The organism is Dactylosporangium darangshiense, assembly GCF_039537565.1.
GTDB lineage: Bacteria > Actinomycetota > Actinomycetes > Mycobacteriales > Micromonosporaceae > Dactylosporangium > Dactylosporangium darangshiense.
Genome location: NZ_BAABAT010000027.1, coordinates 133191 through 151921, shown reverse-complemented (window position 1 = coordinate 151921; position 18731 = coordinate 133191). Strand labels below are relative to the sequence as shown.

The 18731-nt window shown below is 73.9% G+C and carries 15 protein-coding genes and 1 pseudogene; 9 read left to right on the top strand and 7 right to left on the bottom strand.

What is annotated here, in order from left to right:
* Positions 1–108: 108 nt before the first annotated feature.
* A pseudogene (locus ABD901_RS59545) lies at positions 109–888 on the bottom strand (DUF7919 family protein); the annotation flags it as partial.
* Positions 889–908: 20 nt separating this feature from the next.
* Between ABD901_RS59545 and ABD901_RS37365 the strand changes: the two are divergent.
* On the top strand, positions 909–1736 hold the full coding sequence (locus tag ABD901_RS37365; RefSeq protein WP_345134510.1) for a carbon-nitrogen hydrolase family protein: 828 nt from the start codon (positions 909–911) through the stop codon (positions 1734–1736).
* 7 nt (positions 1737–1743) lie between these two features.
* Here the strand turns inward: ABD901_RS37365 and ABD901_RS37360 are convergent, their stop codons facing one another.
* Positions 1744–2295, bottom strand: a complete 552-nt coding sequence (locus ABD901_RS37360; RefSeq protein ID WP_345134508.1) for a nitroreductase/quinone reductase family protein — start codon at positions 2293–2295, stop codon at positions 1744–1746.
* 248 nt (positions 2296–2543) lie between these two features.
* On the opposite strand from ABD901_RS37360, the gene ABD901_RS37355 reads away from it, so the two are divergent.
* Positions 2544–3473, top strand: a complete 930-nt coding sequence (locus ABD901_RS37355; protein ID WP_345134507.1) for a UDP-N-acetylglucosamine 1-carboxyvinyltransferase — start codon at positions 2544–2546, stop codon at positions 3471–3473.
* On the opposite strand, the gene ABD901_RS37350 is transcribed toward ABD901_RS37355, so the two are convergent.
* The 3 genes from ABD901_RS37350 to ABD901_RS37340 are packed head-to-tail and all read right to left on the bottom strand — an operon-like array spanning position 3458 to position 5918.
* Positions 3458–4114: a response regulator transcription factor gene (locus ABD901_RS37350; protein WP_345134525.1), complete on the bottom strand. Its 657-nt coding sequence runs from the start codon at positions 4112–4114 to the stop codon at positions 3458–3460. The genes ABD901_RS37355 and ABD901_RS37350 overlap by 16 nt on opposite strands.
* 6 nt (positions 4115–4120) lie before the next feature.
* Positions 4121–5251: a HAMP domain-containing sensor histidine kinase gene (locus ABD901_RS37345; RefSeq protein WP_345134506.1), complete on the bottom strand. Its 1131-nt coding sequence runs from the start codon at positions 5249–5251 to the stop codon at positions 4121–4123.
* A gap of 58 nt (positions 5252–5309) precedes the next feature.
* A complete protein-coding gene (locus ABD901_RS37340; RefSeq protein ID WP_345134505.1) occupies positions 5310–5918 on the bottom strand; it encodes an NADPH-dependent F420 reductase in 609 nt (202 codons plus the stop codon).
* Between the two features lie 65 nt (positions 5919–5983).
* On the opposite strand from ABD901_RS37340, the gene ABD901_RS37335 reads away from it, so the two are divergent.
* Positions 5984–6355 carry a winged helix-turn-helix transcriptional regulator gene (locus ABD901_RS37335; protein WP_345134503.1) on the top strand — a complete coding sequence of 124 codons (372 nt, stop codon included), beginning with the start codon at positions 5984–5986 and terminating at the stop codon, positions 6353–6355.
* 25 nt (positions 6356–6380) lie between these two features.
* Here ABD901_RS37335 and ABD901_RS37330 read toward each other — a convergent pair whose 3' ends face one another.
* Entirely contained in the window at positions 6381–6665 is a 285-nt protein-coding gene (locus tag ABD901_RS37330; RefSeq protein WP_345134501.1) for a DUF6966 domain-containing protein, read from the bottom strand.
* Positions 6666–7483: 818 nt separating this feature from the next.
* Here ABD901_RS37330 and ABD901_RS37325 point away from each other — a divergent pair.
* A complete protein-coding gene (locus tag ABD901_RS37325) occupies positions 7484–8209 on the top strand; it encodes a hypothetical protein (RefSeq protein ID WP_345134499.1) in 726 nt (241 codons plus the stop codon).
* Here the strand turns inward: ABD901_RS37325 and ABD901_RS37320 are convergent.
* Entirely contained in the window at positions 8206–8664 is a 459-nt protein-coding gene (locus ABD901_RS37320; RefSeq protein WP_345134496.1) for an SRPBCC family protein, read from the bottom strand. The genes ABD901_RS37325 and ABD901_RS37320 overlap by 4 nt on opposite strands.
* Before the next feature lie 97 nt (positions 8665–8761).
* On the opposite strand from ABD901_RS37320, the gene ABD901_RS37315 reads away from it, so the two are divergent.
* From ABD901_RS37315 to ABD901_RS37295, 5 genes are all read left to right on the top strand, one after another.
* Positions 8762–10267, top strand: a complete 1506-nt coding sequence (locus ABD901_RS37315) for an acyl-CoA synthetase (RefSeq protein ID WP_345134494.1) — start codon at positions 8762–8764, stop codon at positions 10265–10267.
* Complete coding sequence (locus ABD901_RS37310) at positions 10264–12996, top strand: ATP-binding protein (RefSeq protein WP_345134492.1); 2733 nt, start codon at positions 10264–10266, stop codon at positions 12994–12996. Before ABD901_RS37315 ends, ABD901_RS37310 begins: the two co-directional genes overlap by 4 nt.
* Before the next feature lie 142 nt (positions 12997–13138).
* Positions 13139–15340, top strand: coding sequence for a catalase/peroxidase HPI (gene katG, locus ABD901_RS37305; protein ID WP_345134490.1), 2202 nt, complete (start codon positions 13139–13141; stop codon positions 15338–15340).
* Positions 15341–15393: 53 nt separating this feature from the next.
* Positions 15394–17664: an MMPL family transporter gene (locus ABD901_RS37300; RefSeq protein ID WP_345134488.1), complete on the top strand. Its 2271-nt coding sequence runs from the start codon at positions 15394–15396 to the stop codon at positions 17662–17664.
* 177 nt (positions 17665–17841) lie between these two features.
* Positions 17842–18729 (top strand): EVE domain-containing protein, encoded by an 888-nt coding sequence (locus tag ABD901_RS37295; protein WP_345134486.1) that lies wholly within the window; start codon positions 17842–17844, stop codon positions 18727–18729.
* The last annotated feature ends 2 nt before the right edge of the window (positions 18730–18731 follow it).

The window sequence follows — 18731 nt, the reverse complement described above, 5'->3', positions numbered from 1 at the left end:
ACACTGCCACTACCGCCTCAAACAACCCGGCGAAACAGCCAGCACCCGCCACCACCAACCCGCCACCATCCGCCTCTTCCCGCTACCCACCACACCCACAAGATCGACTTAAGCTACGTGGCATTGCGCCTGGGGGCTGGCCAGGCGGCACGCCGAGAAGCTGCGCCGCCTGCACGCCGCCGCCCCGGCAGACGACTGCCGGACGGGCTCGGCGCCCGAACCGGCGCCATCGGCCATTGCGCCTGAGCAGGTCGAACCGCTCGCGACCGACACCAGCCCGAGCGAACCAGGGCCGGGCGAGGGCGACGTCTCGCCGGACCGGGTGCAGGGCTCTGATCGACCTGGGGTGGTCGTCGGACGCCGGTTCGCGCCCGCTGCGCGACGACCGCCTCGGACCGTCGGCGCGCCGCCGCGTGGATCTGCGGGGCGCGGGAACATAAAACCGCCGGCAATTGTCAGAGGCAAATGTGTCCGCCGGCAACTATCCGAACGGACCGCCGATTGCTCAGAGCGTGTTTGAGAAAGCGCGCCGGGGCCGGTGGCCGCGGTGCTGCCCCGCACGGTCTGAGACCGGCGCGCCGGCACGCTAGCGCGTCTAGGTCTGGGTTCCTCCGCCGTAGACAAAGCGCTCCGCGTTGGCGGGGATCCAGGGCCTGGCTGAGTCGCCCAGCCGGCGTCGTAGCGCCGCACCACCTCGGCGAACTCCGCCGACGGCCGGTACTCGTGCGCGGTCACGTAGCGCCGGACCAGCGCCGGCGCCGCGAATATCACGCCCGGCCCGGCCGGCACCCGGATCTCGTGGTAGGCCAGGAAGCCCTTGCCCGGCCGCGGATCGACGATGGCGTGGCTCTCGCCGGGCGGGCAGAACGGGACCCGCCTGCACCCCTTCCACCCATTAGGATGCCGCGATGACGCTCCGGATCGCCACCACGCAGCCGGCGGGAAGCGCTGACGCCAGGGACAACGGTGGGAAGGCTCGTGCGCTGATGCGCCATGCCGCGGCCCAGCACGCCAGACTGATCCACTTCCCCGAGGGCTTTCTCTCCGGCTACGCCAAGGAGCAGATCGCCGACTGGGACGAGGTCGACTGGACTGCCGTCCGTGATGAGCTCGGCAGGATTGCACAGCTGGCGGCAGAGCTGCGGATCTGGGTCGTGATCGGGTCGGCACACCCGCTGACAGCACCGCACCGACCGCACAACAGCCTCTACGTGATCTCCGACCAGGGTCAGATCATCACGCGCTACGACAAGCGCTTCTGCTCGAACACCGAGATCACCCGCTTCTACAGCCCCGGCTTCGAGCCGGTGGTGTTCGATGTCGACGGCTACCGGTTCGGCTGCGCGATCTGCATCGAGGTCAACTTTCCCCAGCTGTTCGCCGAGTACGACCGTCTCGGGGTGGACTGCCTGCTGCTGTCGGCGTGGCCCGTCGACTCGATCTTCTTCCTCAAGGCCCAGGCCCACGCCGCGATCAACAACTACTGGCTCAGCCTGTCGGTCCCCGCGCAGAGCGCCAACCTGATGTCCTCGGCGATCATCGGTCCCGACGGCAGCCAGCTGACGTCCGTCGACGCGGATACCGAACTGGCCGTCACCACCCTGGACCGAAACGCTCCCGAGTTCCACATCGCGCTCGATCTCGCCCGTCCGTGGCGTGCCGAGGCGAACCAGGCAGACATCTACCGGACTCGTCGCGTGGGTGACCCCCGCAGCGCTGATCGAACCTGCATATAGCGAAGGTTCATGATGCAGCGCCCGGCGGCGCCGCTGTGGTGGCGATGGCGCCGGGGGCCTGTTCGCCGAGATCCGCGGCGACGTCATCGCCGGTGTCGGGTTCGACGCGGAAGACCGGGTGGCGCTCGGCGATGGCGGCGAACTCGGCCAGCGGTGCGTCCCGGTCGACCTGGATGTGGGGGCGTGCACCGGGAACCTGCCGGAGGTACTGGCGCAGCAGCGGTGCGCGGTCGGCCGCCGGCAGCTCGACGAGGCGGCACGCGCGCGCCCGACCGTGGCGCAGCACGGCCCGGCCGCCGTTCGCCCGCACGTTGCGGACCCAGTGGCAGTCCGCGCCGAGCATCGGCACCAGATACCACGCGCCGTCCAAGTCGGCGAGGCCCAGCGGGAACCGGGTGATCCGGCCCGTGCGCCGTCCGGGCACCTCGAGCGTGACCCAGCGCCGAGGTGCCAGACCGAGGCCGAAGACGATCGCCCACGCGCGTGCGAACCGGCGGGCGGCGGCGCCGGCGCGGCCGCCGGTGTACATGGCGCGGAGCCGGCGATCGGATATCAGCATGCCCATCGGTCCTCCCCGGAGTCGTTGTCCGCGAGTTGGATGCTCCGCCGGGGCAAGCCGCCGAACCAGGGCGGATGGTCCCGGTGCCGCCAGGACCAGGGGCCCGGGCGCGCGAACGCCGGTCGGCGCGCCGCCAGGGGGAGGGTGACTATCCGCGGAGGGTGAGGCCCGGGAGTCACGGACCGTGCCCACGGCGGGCGTCGCGGTAGCTCGGTTCATCGGGGTTTGGCACGTCGGGACTTGCGACCTTGCCCGGTGCGGGACGTAGTGCCCTCGACTTCCATTACCGGGGGTTCGCGCGCCTGGGCGCCCGCGTCGAGGAGGACGGCGCCACGATCCGGATGAAGGGCGGCGACCTGCGCGGTGCCGAGCTGTATCTGGACACGCCCTCGCACAGCGGCACCGAGAACCTCGTCATGGCCGCCGTCGTCACGCCGGGCCGGACCGTCATCGAGAACGCCGCGCTGGAGCCCGAGGTCCTCGACGTCGTGGGCCTGCTCACCGCCATGGGCGCCCGGATCGGCGGCGCCGGCACCGGGCGCATCACCGTGGACGGCGTCGACGAGCTCCGCGCGGTGGAGTACACGGTGATGCCGGACCGGATCGACGCCGGCGTCCTCGCCATGGCGGCCGCGATCACCGGCGGCGCGATCACCCTGGTCGGCGGCGCCGTGCTCGACCATTTCGGGGTCGCCGCCCACAAGCTGCGGCAGATGGGCGTCGAGCTGCAGCCCGCCGGTGCCGTCACCACCGTCGCCCGCCGCGGTGACCTGAACCCGATCAACATCGTCACCGACCCCCACCCCGGCTTCGCGACGGACCTGCAGCCGCCGCTCATGGCCCTGGCCACGCAGGCCTCCGGGACGAGCTACGTCCGCGAGCGAGTCCACGACGCCCGCTACTCCCTCGTCGGGGAGCTGGTGAAGCTCGGCGCGGAGGTGGCCGTCGACGCCGACCTGGCCGTCGTGCACGGCGGCCGGCCGTTGCGCGGCGCCGAGGTTGTCGCGCACGACCTGCGCACCGGCATCGGCCTGGTGCTGGCCGGGCTGGTCGCGGGCGGGGAGACGGTGGTCACCAACGGCGCCATGATCGACCGCGGCCACGCCGACCTGGTCGGCCGGTTCACCGCGATCGGCGCGGACATCCGTCGCGAGGAGGTGTATCAGCGCAGTCGGTAGCCGCGGCCGACGACGGTGGCGATCGGGTCCGGGTCGCCGAGCTTCTGGCGCAGCGTCTTCAGGGTGGTGCGCACCGCCGTGGTGAACGGGTCGGCGTGCTCGTCCCAGACGCGGTCGAGCAGCCGCTCGGCGCTGACCACCTCCCCATCGGCCCGCAGCAGCTCGGTGAGCACGCCGAACTCCTTGCGGGTCAGCGTGATCGGGCGGCCGGCGCGGCGCACCTCGTGGCGGCCGACGTCGACGGTGAGGTCGCCGTGGTGCAGGACCGTCGCGATGCGGGCCGGCGCGCGCCGGCCCAGCGCGGTCACCCGGGCGATGAGCTCGGCGAAGGCGAACGGCTTGGGCAGGTAGTCGTCGGCGCCGAGGTGCAGGCCCTCGACCCGGCTGTCCAGCGACGCGGCCGCGGTGAGCATGAGGATGCGCGACGGCGAGCCGGCCCGGATGAGCGCCCTGGTGACGTCGTCGCCGTGCAGGACGGGCAGGTCGCGGTCGAGGACCACGACGTCCGGCGCCAGGGCGGCGGCGCGGGCGACGGCGGCGGCGCCGTCATGGACGACGTCGACGACCATGTCGTGCTCGCGCAGGCCGTCGGCGATCAGGTCGGCGAGGACCGGGTCGTCCTCCACGACGAGTACCCGCAGCATCGCTCACCCGGCCGGGAACGTGACGGTGACGGACAGGCCGCCCCCGGCGCGCGGGACGAGGGTCCAGGCGGCGCCGTGCGCGGCGACGACCGCCTCGGCGATCGCCAGGCCCAGGCCGGCGCCGGACGAGCCGGCGGTGCGCCCGCCGCCGCGCTGGAACGGGCGGCGCAGCGACGGCAGGTCGGCCGGGTCCACGACGGGGCCGGTGTTCTCCACGCACAGCCAGGAGCCGCCGGTGGCCAGCCAGACGGCGCCGCCGGGCACGTTGTGGCGGGCGGCGTTCTCCAGGAGGTTGCGCAGCAGCAGGTCCAGCTGCGCCGGGTCGGCCGCGCAGGGTGCGGGGGCGAGGTCGCGGTGCAGCGGCGGGGCGTCGGCCGGCCAGGACGCCGCCGCGCCGGCCGCCGCGCCGGCCAGGTCGACCGGCTCGAGCGCGGCGCCGCGCTGCGTGCGGGCCAGCTGCAGGAGGCTGGTCAGCATGGCGTCGCTGCGCGCCGCGGCCGCGGCGATCGTCTGCAGCGCCCGGCGGTACTCGTCCTCGGTGCGGCTGGGGCGGGCGAGCGCCTTCTCCGCGGCGGTACGGATGATCGTCAGCGGCGTGCGCAGCTCGTGCGAGGCGTTGGCGACGAACAGCCGCTGGCCCTGGAACGCCCGCGCGAGCCGGTCGAGCATCGCGTCGAACGTGTCGGCGAGGGTGCGGACCTCGTCGCGCGGACCGCGCAGCCCGATGCGGGCGTCCATGGTGTCGTGCGACAGCGCGGCGGCGGTGTCGGTGATGTTCCGCAGCGGCCGCAACGCCCTGCCGGCGACCAGCCAGCACAGGGCGAGGGACACCGCGGCCAGCGCCACGAAGACCCCGCCGGTCTCGAGCACGATCGTGCGCAGCGCATCCGTGCGCGCGACCGTCGTCGCCGCCTCCAGCGCGACCGCCGGCCCCGTGCTCGGCTCGAGGATCGTGCCGGGCACCGGCACGAGCGTGCCCTCGGCCGCGGTGACGCTCGCGAGCACCGCGTCGGTCGCGGTGAAGAACTCGCGCCGCACGAGCACGTACATCGCGGCGAGCACGGCCGCGCCGGTGGCCGCGAACACGGCCGCGTACCACAGCGTGAGCCGCCCGCGGATGGTGAGCCTGGTCATCACCCGATTGTCGTCCCGGCCATGTGGCATCCGCGTGTCGTCGCGCGGCACGGTGCCGCTACGTCGCTTGCGCCGGCTCGGGGAAGATCGCGCGGGCCCGGCCGCCGGCGAACCACACGCCGATGGCGAGGGCCGCGGTCGCCTCGAGGTAGGGCGCACGGGCGAGGCCGCCGCACGGGGCCGGGGTGCAGCCCATCGACGCGATCAGCGCCGCGACGCGTTCGCCGGCCTCCGGGGTGGCGGCACAGTAGGGCACTGCCAGCGGCAGGCCCTCGAAGTGCGGCGGGTCGAGCGTCCAGATGCTGTCGTGGCAGAGGTTGAACGCCTTCACCACCGCCGCCCCGGGCGCCGCCGCGGCGATCCGCGCGGCGACCGATTCGCCGGGTGGGATCATGAGCATCGGGCCGTCCGGGCCGGGCTCGAGCGGGTTGGTGCAGTCGAGGACGACCCGCCCGGCGAGCACGTCCGCCAGATCGGCGGCCAGTGGCGGGGCGACCTGGGCGGGGACCGCGAGGAGCACGAGCTCGCCGTGTGTCGCGGCGTCGCGGAGGGTGGCTCCGCCGGAGGCGGGGTTGCGGCCGCCGACGAGGACGTCGTGACCGGCCCGCCGCCAGGCGCCGCCGAGGGTTGCGGCCATGTTTCCGGTACCGAGAATGCCGATGCGCATGACGATCGAGGCTAGGCGGCCCGATGCACACCGGACGGTGTCCATCGGGCGGGCACAATCGGGGTGTGGAGGACGAGTTCACCGCGGATTGCCAGGCCCGAGTCGCGTTCGAGGTCCTGGCGAACCGCTGGGACAGCGTGGTGGTGTTCACCCTGGGCGCCTACGGCCCGATGCGCCCGCACGCGCTCACGGCCCGCATCGGCGGCATCGCGCCGAAGGTCCTCAACGACGCGCTGCGGCGGCTGGAGTACCACGGCCTGGTCCACCGGCGCGCGTACGGCGAGGCACCCCCGCGCGTCGACTACGCGCTCACCGAGGCCGGCACCGCACTCCTGGAGCCGATGCGCGCGATGGGCCAGTGGGCATTGCGCTACGGCGACGCCGTCCTCGACGCGCAGGAGCATTTCACCAGCGAGCGCGCTCATCGAGCGTCCTGAGACCGGTCTCCGAAGGCATCTACGCCTAGCCGCGCGGAGATGTCAGCTTGCTTGCCAGGCGATAGACAGCGGCAACGTGGGTACCGATCTCGGGATCATCCTGCGGATACCGGTCGTTGATACTTCCCATCCCACCAAACGCCTGCCGGAGGTGGGCCAGACCACTCAGGTCGCCCGCCGCGATCCGGTCGTGATCACGCTGAAGCCATTCTGCCCAGTGCTCGTCGCCGACAGCGCGGAGCCGGCCGATCGCAAGTCGCAGCATCGTCAGCAGCAGTTCCCTCAGCGCCTCGGGCGTCGGCATGGTCATCAGAGGAGGCTAACCATCCACGCGTAGCCGAGCTACGGAGCGACATCGCGCTCCGCGTTGGCCGCACCGCCTCGACGATTTCCGCCGGCGGCCGGTACTCGTGCGCGGTCGCGTAGTGCCAGACCCGCGAACATCACGCCCGGTCCGGCCGGCGCCCGGATCGCCCAATAGGTGTCCCGCAAGGTGGGGCCGCGGCCACCCGCCATCAACGCTGACGCTGGCCCGACGACAATTCGGACCACTTCTCAAACACGCTCTGATTAATCGGCGGCCCGTTCGGATAGTGGCCGCCGGACACTTCACGAGCCGTTTTTAATTTATGTCTGCCAATTGCCGAGGGTTGTATGTTCCGGCGCCCGGCAGATCCCCGCGGCGCCGCGCCGGCGGTCCGAGGCGGTCGTCGGGCGGCGGGCGCGAACCGGCGCCCGACGACCACCCCGGGTCTGTCAGAGAGCTGTGCCGGGTCCGTCGAGACGTCGCCCTCACCCGGACCGGATTCGCTCGGGCTGTTGTCGGTCGCGAGCGGTTCGGCCTGCTCAGGAGCGGGTTCACCAGGACGAGGGGCTGACAACCGACGCTCGGCCGATGGTGGAGGGCGCCTTCGGCCTGCCCTTATCAACGGGGCACAGTGGTCCAGGCCAGACCTGGCCTACGGTGATTCCTCCAGGCCGTCTGCCGCGGCTGGGTCCGTGCGGGTCATCAGTCGGTGGTCCAGGCCGTCAGCGGCAAGGTTGATCTCTGTCTCAAGGTCTGCGGCTTGCCTTGCGGCCGGAAACATGACCGCGCGACGGTGGCGGGCCCTCTGTACGGTCGTGGGCATGGTGGGCCGCGCGAAGGGTCCAACCGGCCGGCTTGCGACGGTCGCCGGCCTCGCCGCTGTGCTCGCGGTCATGGCCGGGCTGTTCTGGTACGGCACCATCCATACCCACCACCGCATCCGGGAAGCGGTGGCCTATGACGCCGCGGGGTTCTGCCCGCAGGCCGCCGGTGGGGAATGTGTCGAGGTCGTCGATGCCGTCGTGCACGACCGCGTGGAGTCCGAATCCAGCGACTCCACCCTCTACTACCTCGATGTGAACACGCCCGATGGAAGTCGCGAACGGGTGCGCGTGAGCCACGAAATGTACGACGGCGTCGAAGTCGGCAGCGAGGTGCAATTGTGGCGGTTCCGGGACCGGACCGTCGCCGTCGAGCACGGGGATCTGCACTCGGGCACCTACCTCTCGCCGGGGCCGCCGTACCTCGCCGGCCTCGTGGGCACGCTCTTCTGGGCCGTGGTCTTCTGGGTCGCCGCCATGTTGTCCGTGGCGATGCTGCGACCCGACCGGGGGCAGACCGCCTTCGACGCGGGGTTGCCGTTCTTCGCGGCCGTCGCCGGGGTCGTCGTCCTCGTCGTCGGGTTCGTCCTCGACGAGATCGCCAACGTGGCGCAGTTCGATCCGCGCCTGGTGTACGTGAGCATGCTGCTGGCGCCCGCGGCCGCGATCGTCGTCGTGGTGCGCGCGCTGCTCCGCGCGGCGACTGCCGGGCGGGTCGTGCGCTAGGCGCGCTCGGCCAGGTCCGCGAGCCGGTCGAGCGAGGCCCGGAGCTTGTCGGCGGTCGTCGCCCTCGCGCGCGGGACGCGCTGCTCGTCCGTCAGGTGCGTCCAGTCGTAGGTGTGCGTCACGCGGGTGTGCGACACGTCGATCGGCTCCAGGACCCACCGCCACAGATGCCCAGGCGCCGGTTTGCCCGGCTCGCTCGGCCGCCACGCGATGCGTCGCTGCTCGACGAACTCGACGACATGGTTCTCCCGGACACTGCCCACCGTGAGCGTCATGACGAAGACGTCGCCGACGGCGCGGACCCGTTGCCCGCCCGGCGCTTCCGCCAGGTTGTCGTTGCCGTCCCAGCGCGGCTGCTGCGACGGTTCGGCGATCAGCTCGAAGATCTCCGCGGCCGGCGCGGCGATGTCGCGGCTGGCGGCGACGACGCGCTCGGATTCGTCAGGACCGGTCATCTGCCGATCGAACCACACTGTCGTGGCCGTCACGTGGCCGCACGCCGGCGGCCGCCCGCCGATGGCACGCCGGGGCCGTGGCGTGGTGGAATGCCGGATGCATCTCACGCAGGCGCTGCACACGGCCGTGCAGCAGGACCCGGGCCGGCCGCTGACGATCTTCGGGGATCGGGTTCGGTCGGTCGCGGAGTCGGCCGACCGGGTCGGGCGCCTCGCGGCGGGGCTGCGGGCGCTCGGGGTCGCGCGTGGGGACCGCGTAGCGCTGCTCGGGGGCAACTCGGATCGCTTCCACGAAAGCCTGCTGGGCGTCGCCTGGGCCGATGGCGTGGTGGTACCGCTGAACCACCGATGGACGCCCGCGGAGATCGGCTTCGCGGTGCGGGACTGCGGTGCGACGGCCCTGATCGTCGACGAGGCGCTCGCCGAGGGCGTCCGCGGGCAGGCCGGAACGCTCGCGGCCGTGGTCGTCATGGGCGATGAAGGCGGGTCGTTCGAGGAGCTGATCGCGCGGCACGCGCCGATGCCGGACAGCCGGCGGGGCGGCGACGAGCTGTTCGGCGTGTTCTACACGGGCGGGACGACCGGGCGCCCGAAGGGGGCCATGCTCACGCACGCCAACGTGCTGGCGTCGGCGTGGGGGAGCCTCGCCACCGGGCGGTTCGTCACGCCGGGCGGGCGGCTGCTGCACGCGGCGCCGATGTTCCACCTCGCCGACCTGGCGACGTGGGTCGCGGCGCTGCTCACCGGCGGCACGCACGTGATGGTGCCCGCGTTCACGCCCGAGGGGGTGCTTTCGGCGGTACAGCTGCATCGCGTGACCGACATGCTCCTGGTGCCGAGCATGATCCGGCTGCTGGCCGAGTTTCCGGGCGTGCGGGAGTTCGACGTGTCGAGCCTGGCGCACCTGATCTACGGCGGGGCGCCGATGCCCGGTGCGCTGCTCGAGCGGGCGCGGTCGGTCTTTCCGTTCGCCGGGTTCGTGCAGGCGTACGGGATGACGGAGCTGGCGCCGGTCGCGACGCTGCTGCTGCCGGAGGAGCACGAACACGGCGGGCTGGCCGGGTCGGCCGGGCGCGCCGCGCCGCACGCGCAGGTGCGCATCGTCGGCGAGGACGGCCGGGAGGCGCCGCGCGGGACGGTCGGAGAGGTGGCCGTGCGCGGCGACCACGTGATGCGGGGCTACTGGGGGCAGCCTCAGGAGACGTCCGCGGTACTGCGGGACGGCTGGATGCACACCGGCGACGCCGCCTACATGGACGAGCACGGGTACGTCTTCATCGTCGACCGCATCAAGGACATGATCATCTCGGGCGGCGAGAACGTGTACTGCGTCGAGGTCGAGGCCGTCCTCAACCAGCACCCCGCCGTCGCCGCGTGCGCGGTCATCGGGCTGCCCGACGAGCGGTGGGGCGAGCGCGTGCACGCGATCGTGGTGCCTGCTCCCGGCGGGGAGGTCACCGCCGGCGAGCTGGGCGAGTACTGCCGGGAGCGCCTCGCCGGCTACAAGGTGCCGCGCGGCTTCGAGATGGTCGCCGCCCTGCCCACCTCGGCCGCCGGCAAGGTGCTCAAGCGCACCCTGCGCGACGAGCGGCGCGTGCCGTGAGCGGCCCGGAGCTCGTCGGGCGCGACGAGGACGTCGCGGCGGTGCGCTCCTTCGTGGACCGGGCGTCCACCGAGGGCGGTGCGCTCGTGGTGTACGGCGACGCCGGCGTCGGCAAGTCCGCGCTCATCGAGGACGCCGCCGCCTACGCCGGGGCGAAGGGCGTGCGGCTGCTGCGCGCGACCGGCACCCAGTTCGAGGCCCAGCTGAGCTTCGCCGGGCTGCACCAGCTGCTGTACCCGCTGCTGGGGCGCCTCGACGAGCTCGGCGACGGGCCCCGCGCGGCGCTGCGCAGCGCCCTGGGGCTGCACGCGGGCGGGGTGCCGGACCGGATGGCGATCTCGCACGCGGCCCTGGAGCTGCTGGCCCTGGCCGCCGCGGACGGGCCGGTCCTCGCCGTCGTGGACGACCTGCCGTGGCTGGACCAGGCCAGCGCCCACGTGCTCGGGTTCGTTGCCCGGCGGGCGGCCGGCAGCGGCGTCGGGCTCCTCGCGGCCGCGCGCACCGGCGAGGACGGGGGCTTCGACCGGGCCGGCATCCCCGCGCGCCAGCTGCAGCCGCTGTCGGCCGTGTCCGCGCAGCTGCTCCTCGACAGCCGGTACCCGGACCTCGGCGTCCGCTCGCGCCGCCGGCTGCTGCAGGAGGCGCGCGGCAACCCCCTCGCCCTGCTGGAGCTGCCGATCGCGCTCACCGACCGGGCGGGCGCCGGGCCGTTGCCGCTCACGCACCGGCTCCAGGAGGTGTTCGCCGGCCGCATCCGCGGGCTGCCCGAGGCGACCCGCCGCGCGCTGCTGCTCGCCGTGCTCGACGGCACCGGCGACCTGCGGGTGCTGCGCTATGGGCAGCCCGGCTCCGAGGCCGGCGACCTGGCCGAGGCGGACCGCACCCGGGTGGTCTCCATCGACGGCGCCGCCGCGCGGCTCACGTTCCGCCACCCGCTGATCCGCTCCGCCGTCGTCGAGCTCGCCACCGCCGAGGAGCGCCGCGCGGCGCACCAGGTCCTCGCCGAGCGGCGCGCCGGCGAGCCCGCCCGCCGCGCCTGGCACCTCGCCGAGGCGTGCACCGGGCCGGACGAGGAGGTCGCCGCGCTGCTGCAGCAGGTCGCGCACGCCAACCTGTTCCGCGGCGACTCGGTCGGCGCCATCACCGAGCTGCTGCGGGCCGCCGACATCAGCCCGGCGGGTACCGACCGCTCCAGCCGCCTCGCCGAGGCCGCCTACCTGGGCGCGATCGTCACCGGCGACCTGCGCGAGGTGCCGGCCCTGCTCGACGCCGCGCGCCGGGCCGACCCGCGGCACGGTGGGTCCCTGGCCGGGGCGGTCGCCGGGGCGTATCACCTGCTCAACGGGGCGGGCGACGTCGACAGCGCGCACCGCCTGCTCGCCGGGGCCATCGAGGCGCTGCCCCGGCCGAAGGACGCCGGGAACAAGACGCTCGTCGAGGCGCTGTACACGCTGCTCATGGTCGCGTTCTTCGGCGGGCGGGAGGAGCTGTGGCCGCCGTTGCACGCCGGCGTCGCCCGGCTGCGCCCGCGCCCGCCGCAGCTGCTGTCGGTCCTCGCCGGCACGTTCAGCGACCCGGTGCGCCTGGCCCGCCCGGTGCTCGGCCGGCTCGACGCCGCGATCGAGCGGCTGCGCACCGAGACCAGCCCGGCCCGCATCGTGCGCACCGCCATCGCCGGCAGCTACCTCGACCGCCTCGCCGGTTGCCGCGAGCCGCTGTGGCGGGCGGTGCGCCACGGCCGCGAGGGCGGCGCCGTCACCTCCGCGATCGAGGCGCTGTTCCTGCTCGGCAACGACGCCTACTTCGCCGGCCGCTGGGACGAGGTGATGACCCTGACCGGCGAGGGACTCGAGCTGTGCCGCTCGCACGACTACTCGCTGCTGCGCTGGGTCGGCGAGTTCCTGCGGGCCCTCGTCGCCACCGGCCGGGGCGACCACGCCACCAGCCGGGCGCTCACCGGCGAGATGAGCCGCTGGGCGGCGCCGCGGCGCATCGGGGTCATCTCGGCGTACGTGTCGCACGTCAAGACCTTCGACGCGCTGTCGCGCGGCGACTTCGACGCCGCGTACCGCCACGCGAGCAGCGTCAGCCCGGCCGGGGCCTTCGCCTCGCACGTGCCCAACGCGCTCTGGCTGATCATGGAGCTGGTCGAGGCGGCGGCCCGCTCCGGCCGCATCCTGGAGGCCGCCGCGCACGTCGCCGCCGCGAAGCGGGCCCGCATCGGCGAGCTGTCGCCCCGCCTGGCCCTCACCGTCGCCGGCGCCGCCGCCATGGCCGCGCCCGACCGCGACCACCCCGCCCTGTTCGAGCGCGCGCTGCGCAGCCCCGACGCCGACCGGTGGCCGTTCGACCTGGCCCGCATCCGCCTGGCCTACGGCGAGCGGCTGCGGCGCACCCGGACGCCCTCGCAGGCCCGCGCGCACCTCGAGGCCGCCGCGGACGCCTTCGAGCAGCTCGGCGCCCGCCCCTGGGCGGCCCGGGCCGCGAACGAGCTGCGCGCGACCGGCATCCACCGCGAGCGACCGGTCGAGCTCGCCGCCGGCCTGACCGCGCAGCAGCGCCAGATCGCGCAGCTGGCCGCCGCGGGCCTGACGAACAAGCAGATCGGCGAGCGGCTGTTCCTGTCCGCGCGGACGGTCGGCTACCACCTGTACCAAATCTTCCCGAAGCTCGGCATCACCTCCCGCGCCGCCCTGCGCGACGCCTTGGGCGACCCGCCGCCCGAGTGACCGGTCATGTGACAGAGGCCGCCGCCCCGTGCCAGGGTCCGGATCCGCCGGTCCGGGGCGGGCGTTTGACCTGGGCTGGGGTGGGTACGGCAATGCGGGCCGCAGCCAGAATGACGCCCGCAACAGGGGGAGAAGGACCGACGTGTCGGACAGCAAAGATGCCACCCGGAGTGTCAGCGAGAGCGAGAACCCGGCGATCCCCGCGCCGAGTGTGAAGGCGACCCGGCCGCGCGGCAACCGCGACTGGTGGCCCAACCAGGTGGACCTCTCGGTGCTGCACAAGCCCTCCTCGCGGGCCAACCCGCTCGGCGCGGACTTCGACTACCGGGCGGCCTTCCGCCGGCTCGACGTCGAGGCGCTCAAGCGGGACGTCATCGCGCTGATGACCGACTCGCAGGAATGGTGGCCGGCCGACTACGGGCACTACGGGCCGCTGTTCATCCGGATGAGCTGGCACGCGGCCGGGACCTACCGGATCGCGGACGGGCGCGGCGGTGGCGGCAGCGGGTCGCAGCGGTTCGCGCCGCTCAACAGCTGGCCCGACAACGCCAGCCTCGACAAGGCCCGGCGGCTGCTGTGGCCGGTCAAGGAGAAGTACGGCCGCAGCATCTCGTGGGCGGACCTGCTCGTGTTCGCCGGCAACTGCGCGTACGAGTCGATGGGGTTCAAGACCTTCGGCTTCGGCTTCGGCCGCGAGGACATCTGGGAGCCCGAGGAGGTCTTCTGGGGGCCCGAGGACACGTGGCTCGGCGACGAGCGCTACAGCGGCGACCGCGAGCTCGCCGGCCCGCTCGGCGCCGTGCAGATGGGGCTGATCTACGTCAACCCGGAGGGGCCCTCCGGGAACCCGGACCCGCTCGCCTCCGCCCGCGACGTCCGGGAGACGTTCGCGCGGATGGCGATGAATGACGAGGAGACCGTCGCGCTCATCGTCGGCGGGCACACCGTCGGCAAGGCGCACGGCGCCGTCGACGCGCAGCACCTCGGGCCGGAGCCCGAGGGCGCGCCGATCGAGCAGCAGGGCCTCGGCTGGAAGAACAGCGCCGGCACCGGCAAGGGCGCCGACACGCTGACCAGCGGCCTCGAGGGCGCGTGGACCAACGCCCCGACGACGTGGGACAACGGGTTCCTGGACAACCTCTTCCGGTACGACTGGGAGCTCACGACCAGCCCGGCCGGCGCGAAGCAGTGGACGCCCAAGGACGCGGACGCGCAGGGCACCGTGCCCGACGCGCACGACCCGTCGAAGCGCCACGCCCCGATGATGCTGACCTCCGACCTCGCGCTGCGCCTCGACCCGATCTACGAGCCGATCGCGCGGCGCTTCCACGAGCACCCCGAGCAGCTTGCGGAGGCGTTCGCCAAGGCCTGGTACAAGCTGCTGCACCGCGACATGGGGCCGATCTCGCGCTACCTCGGCCCGTGGGTCGCGCAGCCCCAGCTGTGGCAGGACCCGGTGCCCGCCGCCGACCGCGACCTCGTCACCGCCGGCGACGTGACCGCCCTGAAGGCGAAGCTGCTCGACTCCGGCCTGTCCGTCGCCCAGCTCGTCGCCACGGCCTGGGCGGCCGCCGCGAGCTTCCGCAGCACCGACAGGCGCGGCGGCGCCAACGGCGGGCGCCTGCGCCTCGCGCCGCAGAAGGACTGGGCGGTCAACGACCCCGCCGAGCTCGCGAAGGTCCTGCCGGTGCTCGAAGGGGTACAGCGGGAGTTCAACGCCACCGGCCGGAAGATCTCGCTCGCCGACCTGATCGTCCTCGGCGGCTGCGCGGCGGTCGAGAAGGCGGCCCAGGACGCCGGTTTCGACGTCACCGTGCCGTTCGCGCCCGGGCGTACCGATGCGTCACAGGCCGAGACGGACGTGAACTCCTTCGCCGTGCTCGAGCCGCGCGCCGACGGTTTCCGCAACTACCTCGGATCGGACGAGTTGCTCTCGCCGGAGACGCTGCTGGTGGACCGCGCCTTCATGCTGAACCTCAGCGCCCCCGAGATGACCGTGCTGGTCGGCGGCCTGCGCTCGCTCGGCGCCAACACCGGCCGCGCCCCGCACGGCGTCTTCACCGACCGCCCCGGGACGCTGACGAACGACTTCTTCGTACACCTGCTGCGCTCCGGCACCGAGTGGAAGCCGTCGGCGACCGAGCACGTGTACGAGGGCCGCGACGCCGCCACCGGCAAGCTGCTGCACACGGCGACCGCCGCCGACCTGGTCTTCGGCTCCCACTCCCAGCTGCGCGCCATCGCCGAGGTCTACGCGAGCGCCGACGGCCGGGAACCGTTCGTCCGCGCCTTCGTGGCGGCCTGGGACAAGGTCATGAACCTGGACCGCTACGACCTCGCCTGACCCGATCGACATCGGCCGTTTTCCGGGCCCGGCGGACGGGTACCCAGCGATCCGTGACCGATGTCGTCGAGCCGGCCCGCAGGTGGCGGCCGAGCCTGCTGCTGCGCGGATACGCCCGCCTGCTGGTGCTGCTGCGCTGGCCCGTCGTGCTCGGCTGGCTCGCCGCGGCCGCCGCGTCGGTGGTGTACTTACCGGCGGTCGGGCAGGGCGGCAGCGATCTCGAGCAGCTGGTGTCGGCCGGGAACCCCGCCGTGGCCAGCGAGGTCCGCTCCTACGCGCGGTTCGGCTTCCCGCTGCTGAGCCGCGTCGCCGTGGTGCAGCGCCGCGCCGACGGCCTGCCGCAGGAGGTCCAGCGCCGGGCGGTCGAGCGCGCCCGCGCGGTCAGCGACGGCACGGACACCGCCGCCGGGCCGATCCGGGCCGCGGTGCCGGTGACGAACACCCTCGGGCTGTTCCCCGGCTCGGCCGAGGACGGCACGACGATCGTCACGCTGCTGTTCACCGACCCCGACGTGAGCTTCGCCGACCAGGTCGCCGCGGCGCAGCGATTCGTGGCCGGGCACTACGACGCCGCCGACGCGGTCGTCGGCATCACCGGATCGGTGCCGGCCCGGGTCGAGCAGACGCGCATCGTGCAGTCCTCGGTGCCGGTGCTCGAGGTGATCACGATCGCGGCCGTGTTCCTGATCGTGGCCATCGCCTTCCGCTCACCGGTCGCCTCGCTGCTCGCGCTGGTCGTCGCCGCCGTCGCGACCCTGCTGACGCTGCACGTCGGCGGCGCGCTCGCGCTGCGCCTCGGCGTGCCGGTGCCGCAGGAGACCCAGCCGCTGCTCGTGGCCCTGCTGCTCGGCGTCGTCACCGACTACGTCGTGTTCTACCTGTCCGCCGCGCGGGGCCGGCTCGCCGCCGGCGACTCCCGCCTCGCCGCCGCCCGGCACGCCACCGCCCGGTTCACGCCCATCATCGCCACCGCCGGCGCGACCGCCGCCGCCGGCACCGGCGCGCTGGTCGTCGCCGGCGCACCCACCTTCCGCGCGTTCGGCCCGGGCATGGCGCTGGCCATCCTCATCGGCGTGGTGGTCGCCCTCACCCTGGTGCCCGCGCTGCTGGCGATCCTCGGCCCGGCCGCGTTCTGGTCGCCGCTGCGCCGCCGCACCGCCGCCGAGCCGTTGCCCGCCCCCGCCGGCGGCCGATGGTGGGCCCGGCTGCTCACCCGGCGCTGGTTCGCGCTGCCGATGCTGCTGTGCATCGCCGCGCTGGCCGTCGCCGCGCTGCCGATGCGGCACATGCGCCTCGGCGTGTCGTTCGTCGAGGCGCTGCCGCCCGGCAACCCGACCCGCACCGCCGCGGCCGCCGCGGAGACCGGGTTCGCCGACGGCATCCTGTCCCCGACCGAGCTGCTCGTCGAGGGCGACGGCGTCGCCGGCCGGACCGCGGAGCTCGCCCGGCTGCAGCAGGCCCTGTCCCGCGAGCCCGGCGTCGCCGCGGTCATCGGCCCCGGCACCAAAGGTCTGCCCGACGGCCTCAGCGTCTTCGCGGCCCGCGACGGCGGCGCCGCCCGCTTCCTGATCATCCTGGCCGACGAGCCGCTCGGCGCCCGCGCGGTCGCCACCGCCGGCCGGCTCGACCGCGACCTGCCCGCCCTGCTGCACGCCGCCGGCCTCGACGGCGCCCGCGCCGGCCTCGGCGGCGACACCGCCGTCGCGCGCGTCATCGTCGAGCAGACCGTGCACGACCTGGGCCGCATCGCCCTCGCCGCGCTGCTGGCCAACCTGCTGTTCCTCGTGCTGTTCCTGCGCGCGCTCGTCGCGCCCGTCGGCCTGCTGGCGTGCAGCGTGCTGGCCATCGCCGCGACGCTGGGCCTGACGACGTGGCTGTTCCAGGACCGGCTGGGCGGCGACGGCCTGACCTTCTATGTGCCGTTCGCCGCCGCGGTACTGCTCGTCGCCCTCGGTTCGGACTACAACATCTTCGGCATCGGCCCGGCGTGGCGCGAGGCCCGTTCGAGGCCCCTGCGCGAGGCCCTCGCCCTGACGCTGCCGCATTCGGCCCGCGCGATCCGCACCGCCGCCGTCACCTTGGCGGTGAGCTTCGGCCTGCTCCTGATCGTCCCGCTGCGCCCGTTCCGCGAGCTGGCGTTCGCGCTCGCCGCCGGCGTGCTCCTGGACGCCTTCGTCGTCCGCTCGCTGCTGGCCCCCGCACTGCTGAGCGTCCTGGGCTCGAGCGCCGCGCCGCCCGTTCAGCCCCGCTCGACCGGCGAGGGCAGCAGCTCCTCGACGGTCCCGGCGGCCCTCGAACCGGCCGCACCGAAGAACCCGATCTGAAAACGACGCACCGGCGCCGGCCGCACGCATTGCCCCGGTCCCGACCTCGGCCACCACCGCCATATGGCCGCCTGCCCATCGGCGTTCGTCGTGCCGGGTTCCACCGGTTCGCCCGGTGCCGCCCCGGCGGCCGTGCGCCTATCGTCGCGGGGATGGTCTGAGGCGGCGGAGGACACGGTGGCGCAGTGGGTGTTGCAGTGCAACCCGACGCGATGGCGGATCTACGACTTCTTCGCCGCCGGGCACGAGCTGACGTCGTGGACCGTGACCCGCCACGTCCAGCAGGCCGGCCCGGGTGACCTGTTCGCCCTGTGGGTGACCGGCCGCCCCGGCGGCGTCGTCGCCCTGGGCGAGGTCACCGACACGGCGGTCCCCGCCGCCGAGATGGCCGACGAGGACGACGACGGCTACTGGACGGACGTGGCCGACCGCGGCCGCGACCGCTACGTGCTGCCGGTCCGCATCACCCGGCTGTTCCTGCACGACCCGCTGCCGCGGGACGTGCTGAGCGCCGATCCGCGCTTCGCCGCCGCCGCGGTGCTGCGCGAGCCCGGCTCGGGCAACCTGTTCGCCGTCACCGACGACGAGTGGGCGGCCCTGCACGAGCAACTGGACGGCCGTGCCCTTGCCGGAACGACGACCGCCGACGGCGCCGGTGCGGAACAGGTGTTACGGCGGCGGCTGTTCGGGACGCGTGGGGAGGCGCTGTGCGCGCTGTGCGGGGACGTGTACCCGGTCGGGCTGCTCCGCGCCGCGCACATCAAGAAGCGCGCCGCGTGCACCGAGGTCGAGCGGCGGGACCTCGGCAACGTGGCGATGGCCGCGTGTGTCATGGGGTGTGACGCGCTCTACGAGGCCGGCTACCTCACCGTCGACGCCTCCGGGCACATCGTCACCGCCGCCGGGCCGCACCCGCGGGCCGTCGGGCAGCGGCTCGAGCAGCTCGCCCGGCGGCGTACCGCCGCGCACAACGCCGCGACCGAGATCTACTTCGCCTGGCACCGTGACAACACATTCCTCGACGGGCCGGCCGCACGGCAGGCGACGGCACCGCCCACGGCGTGAGC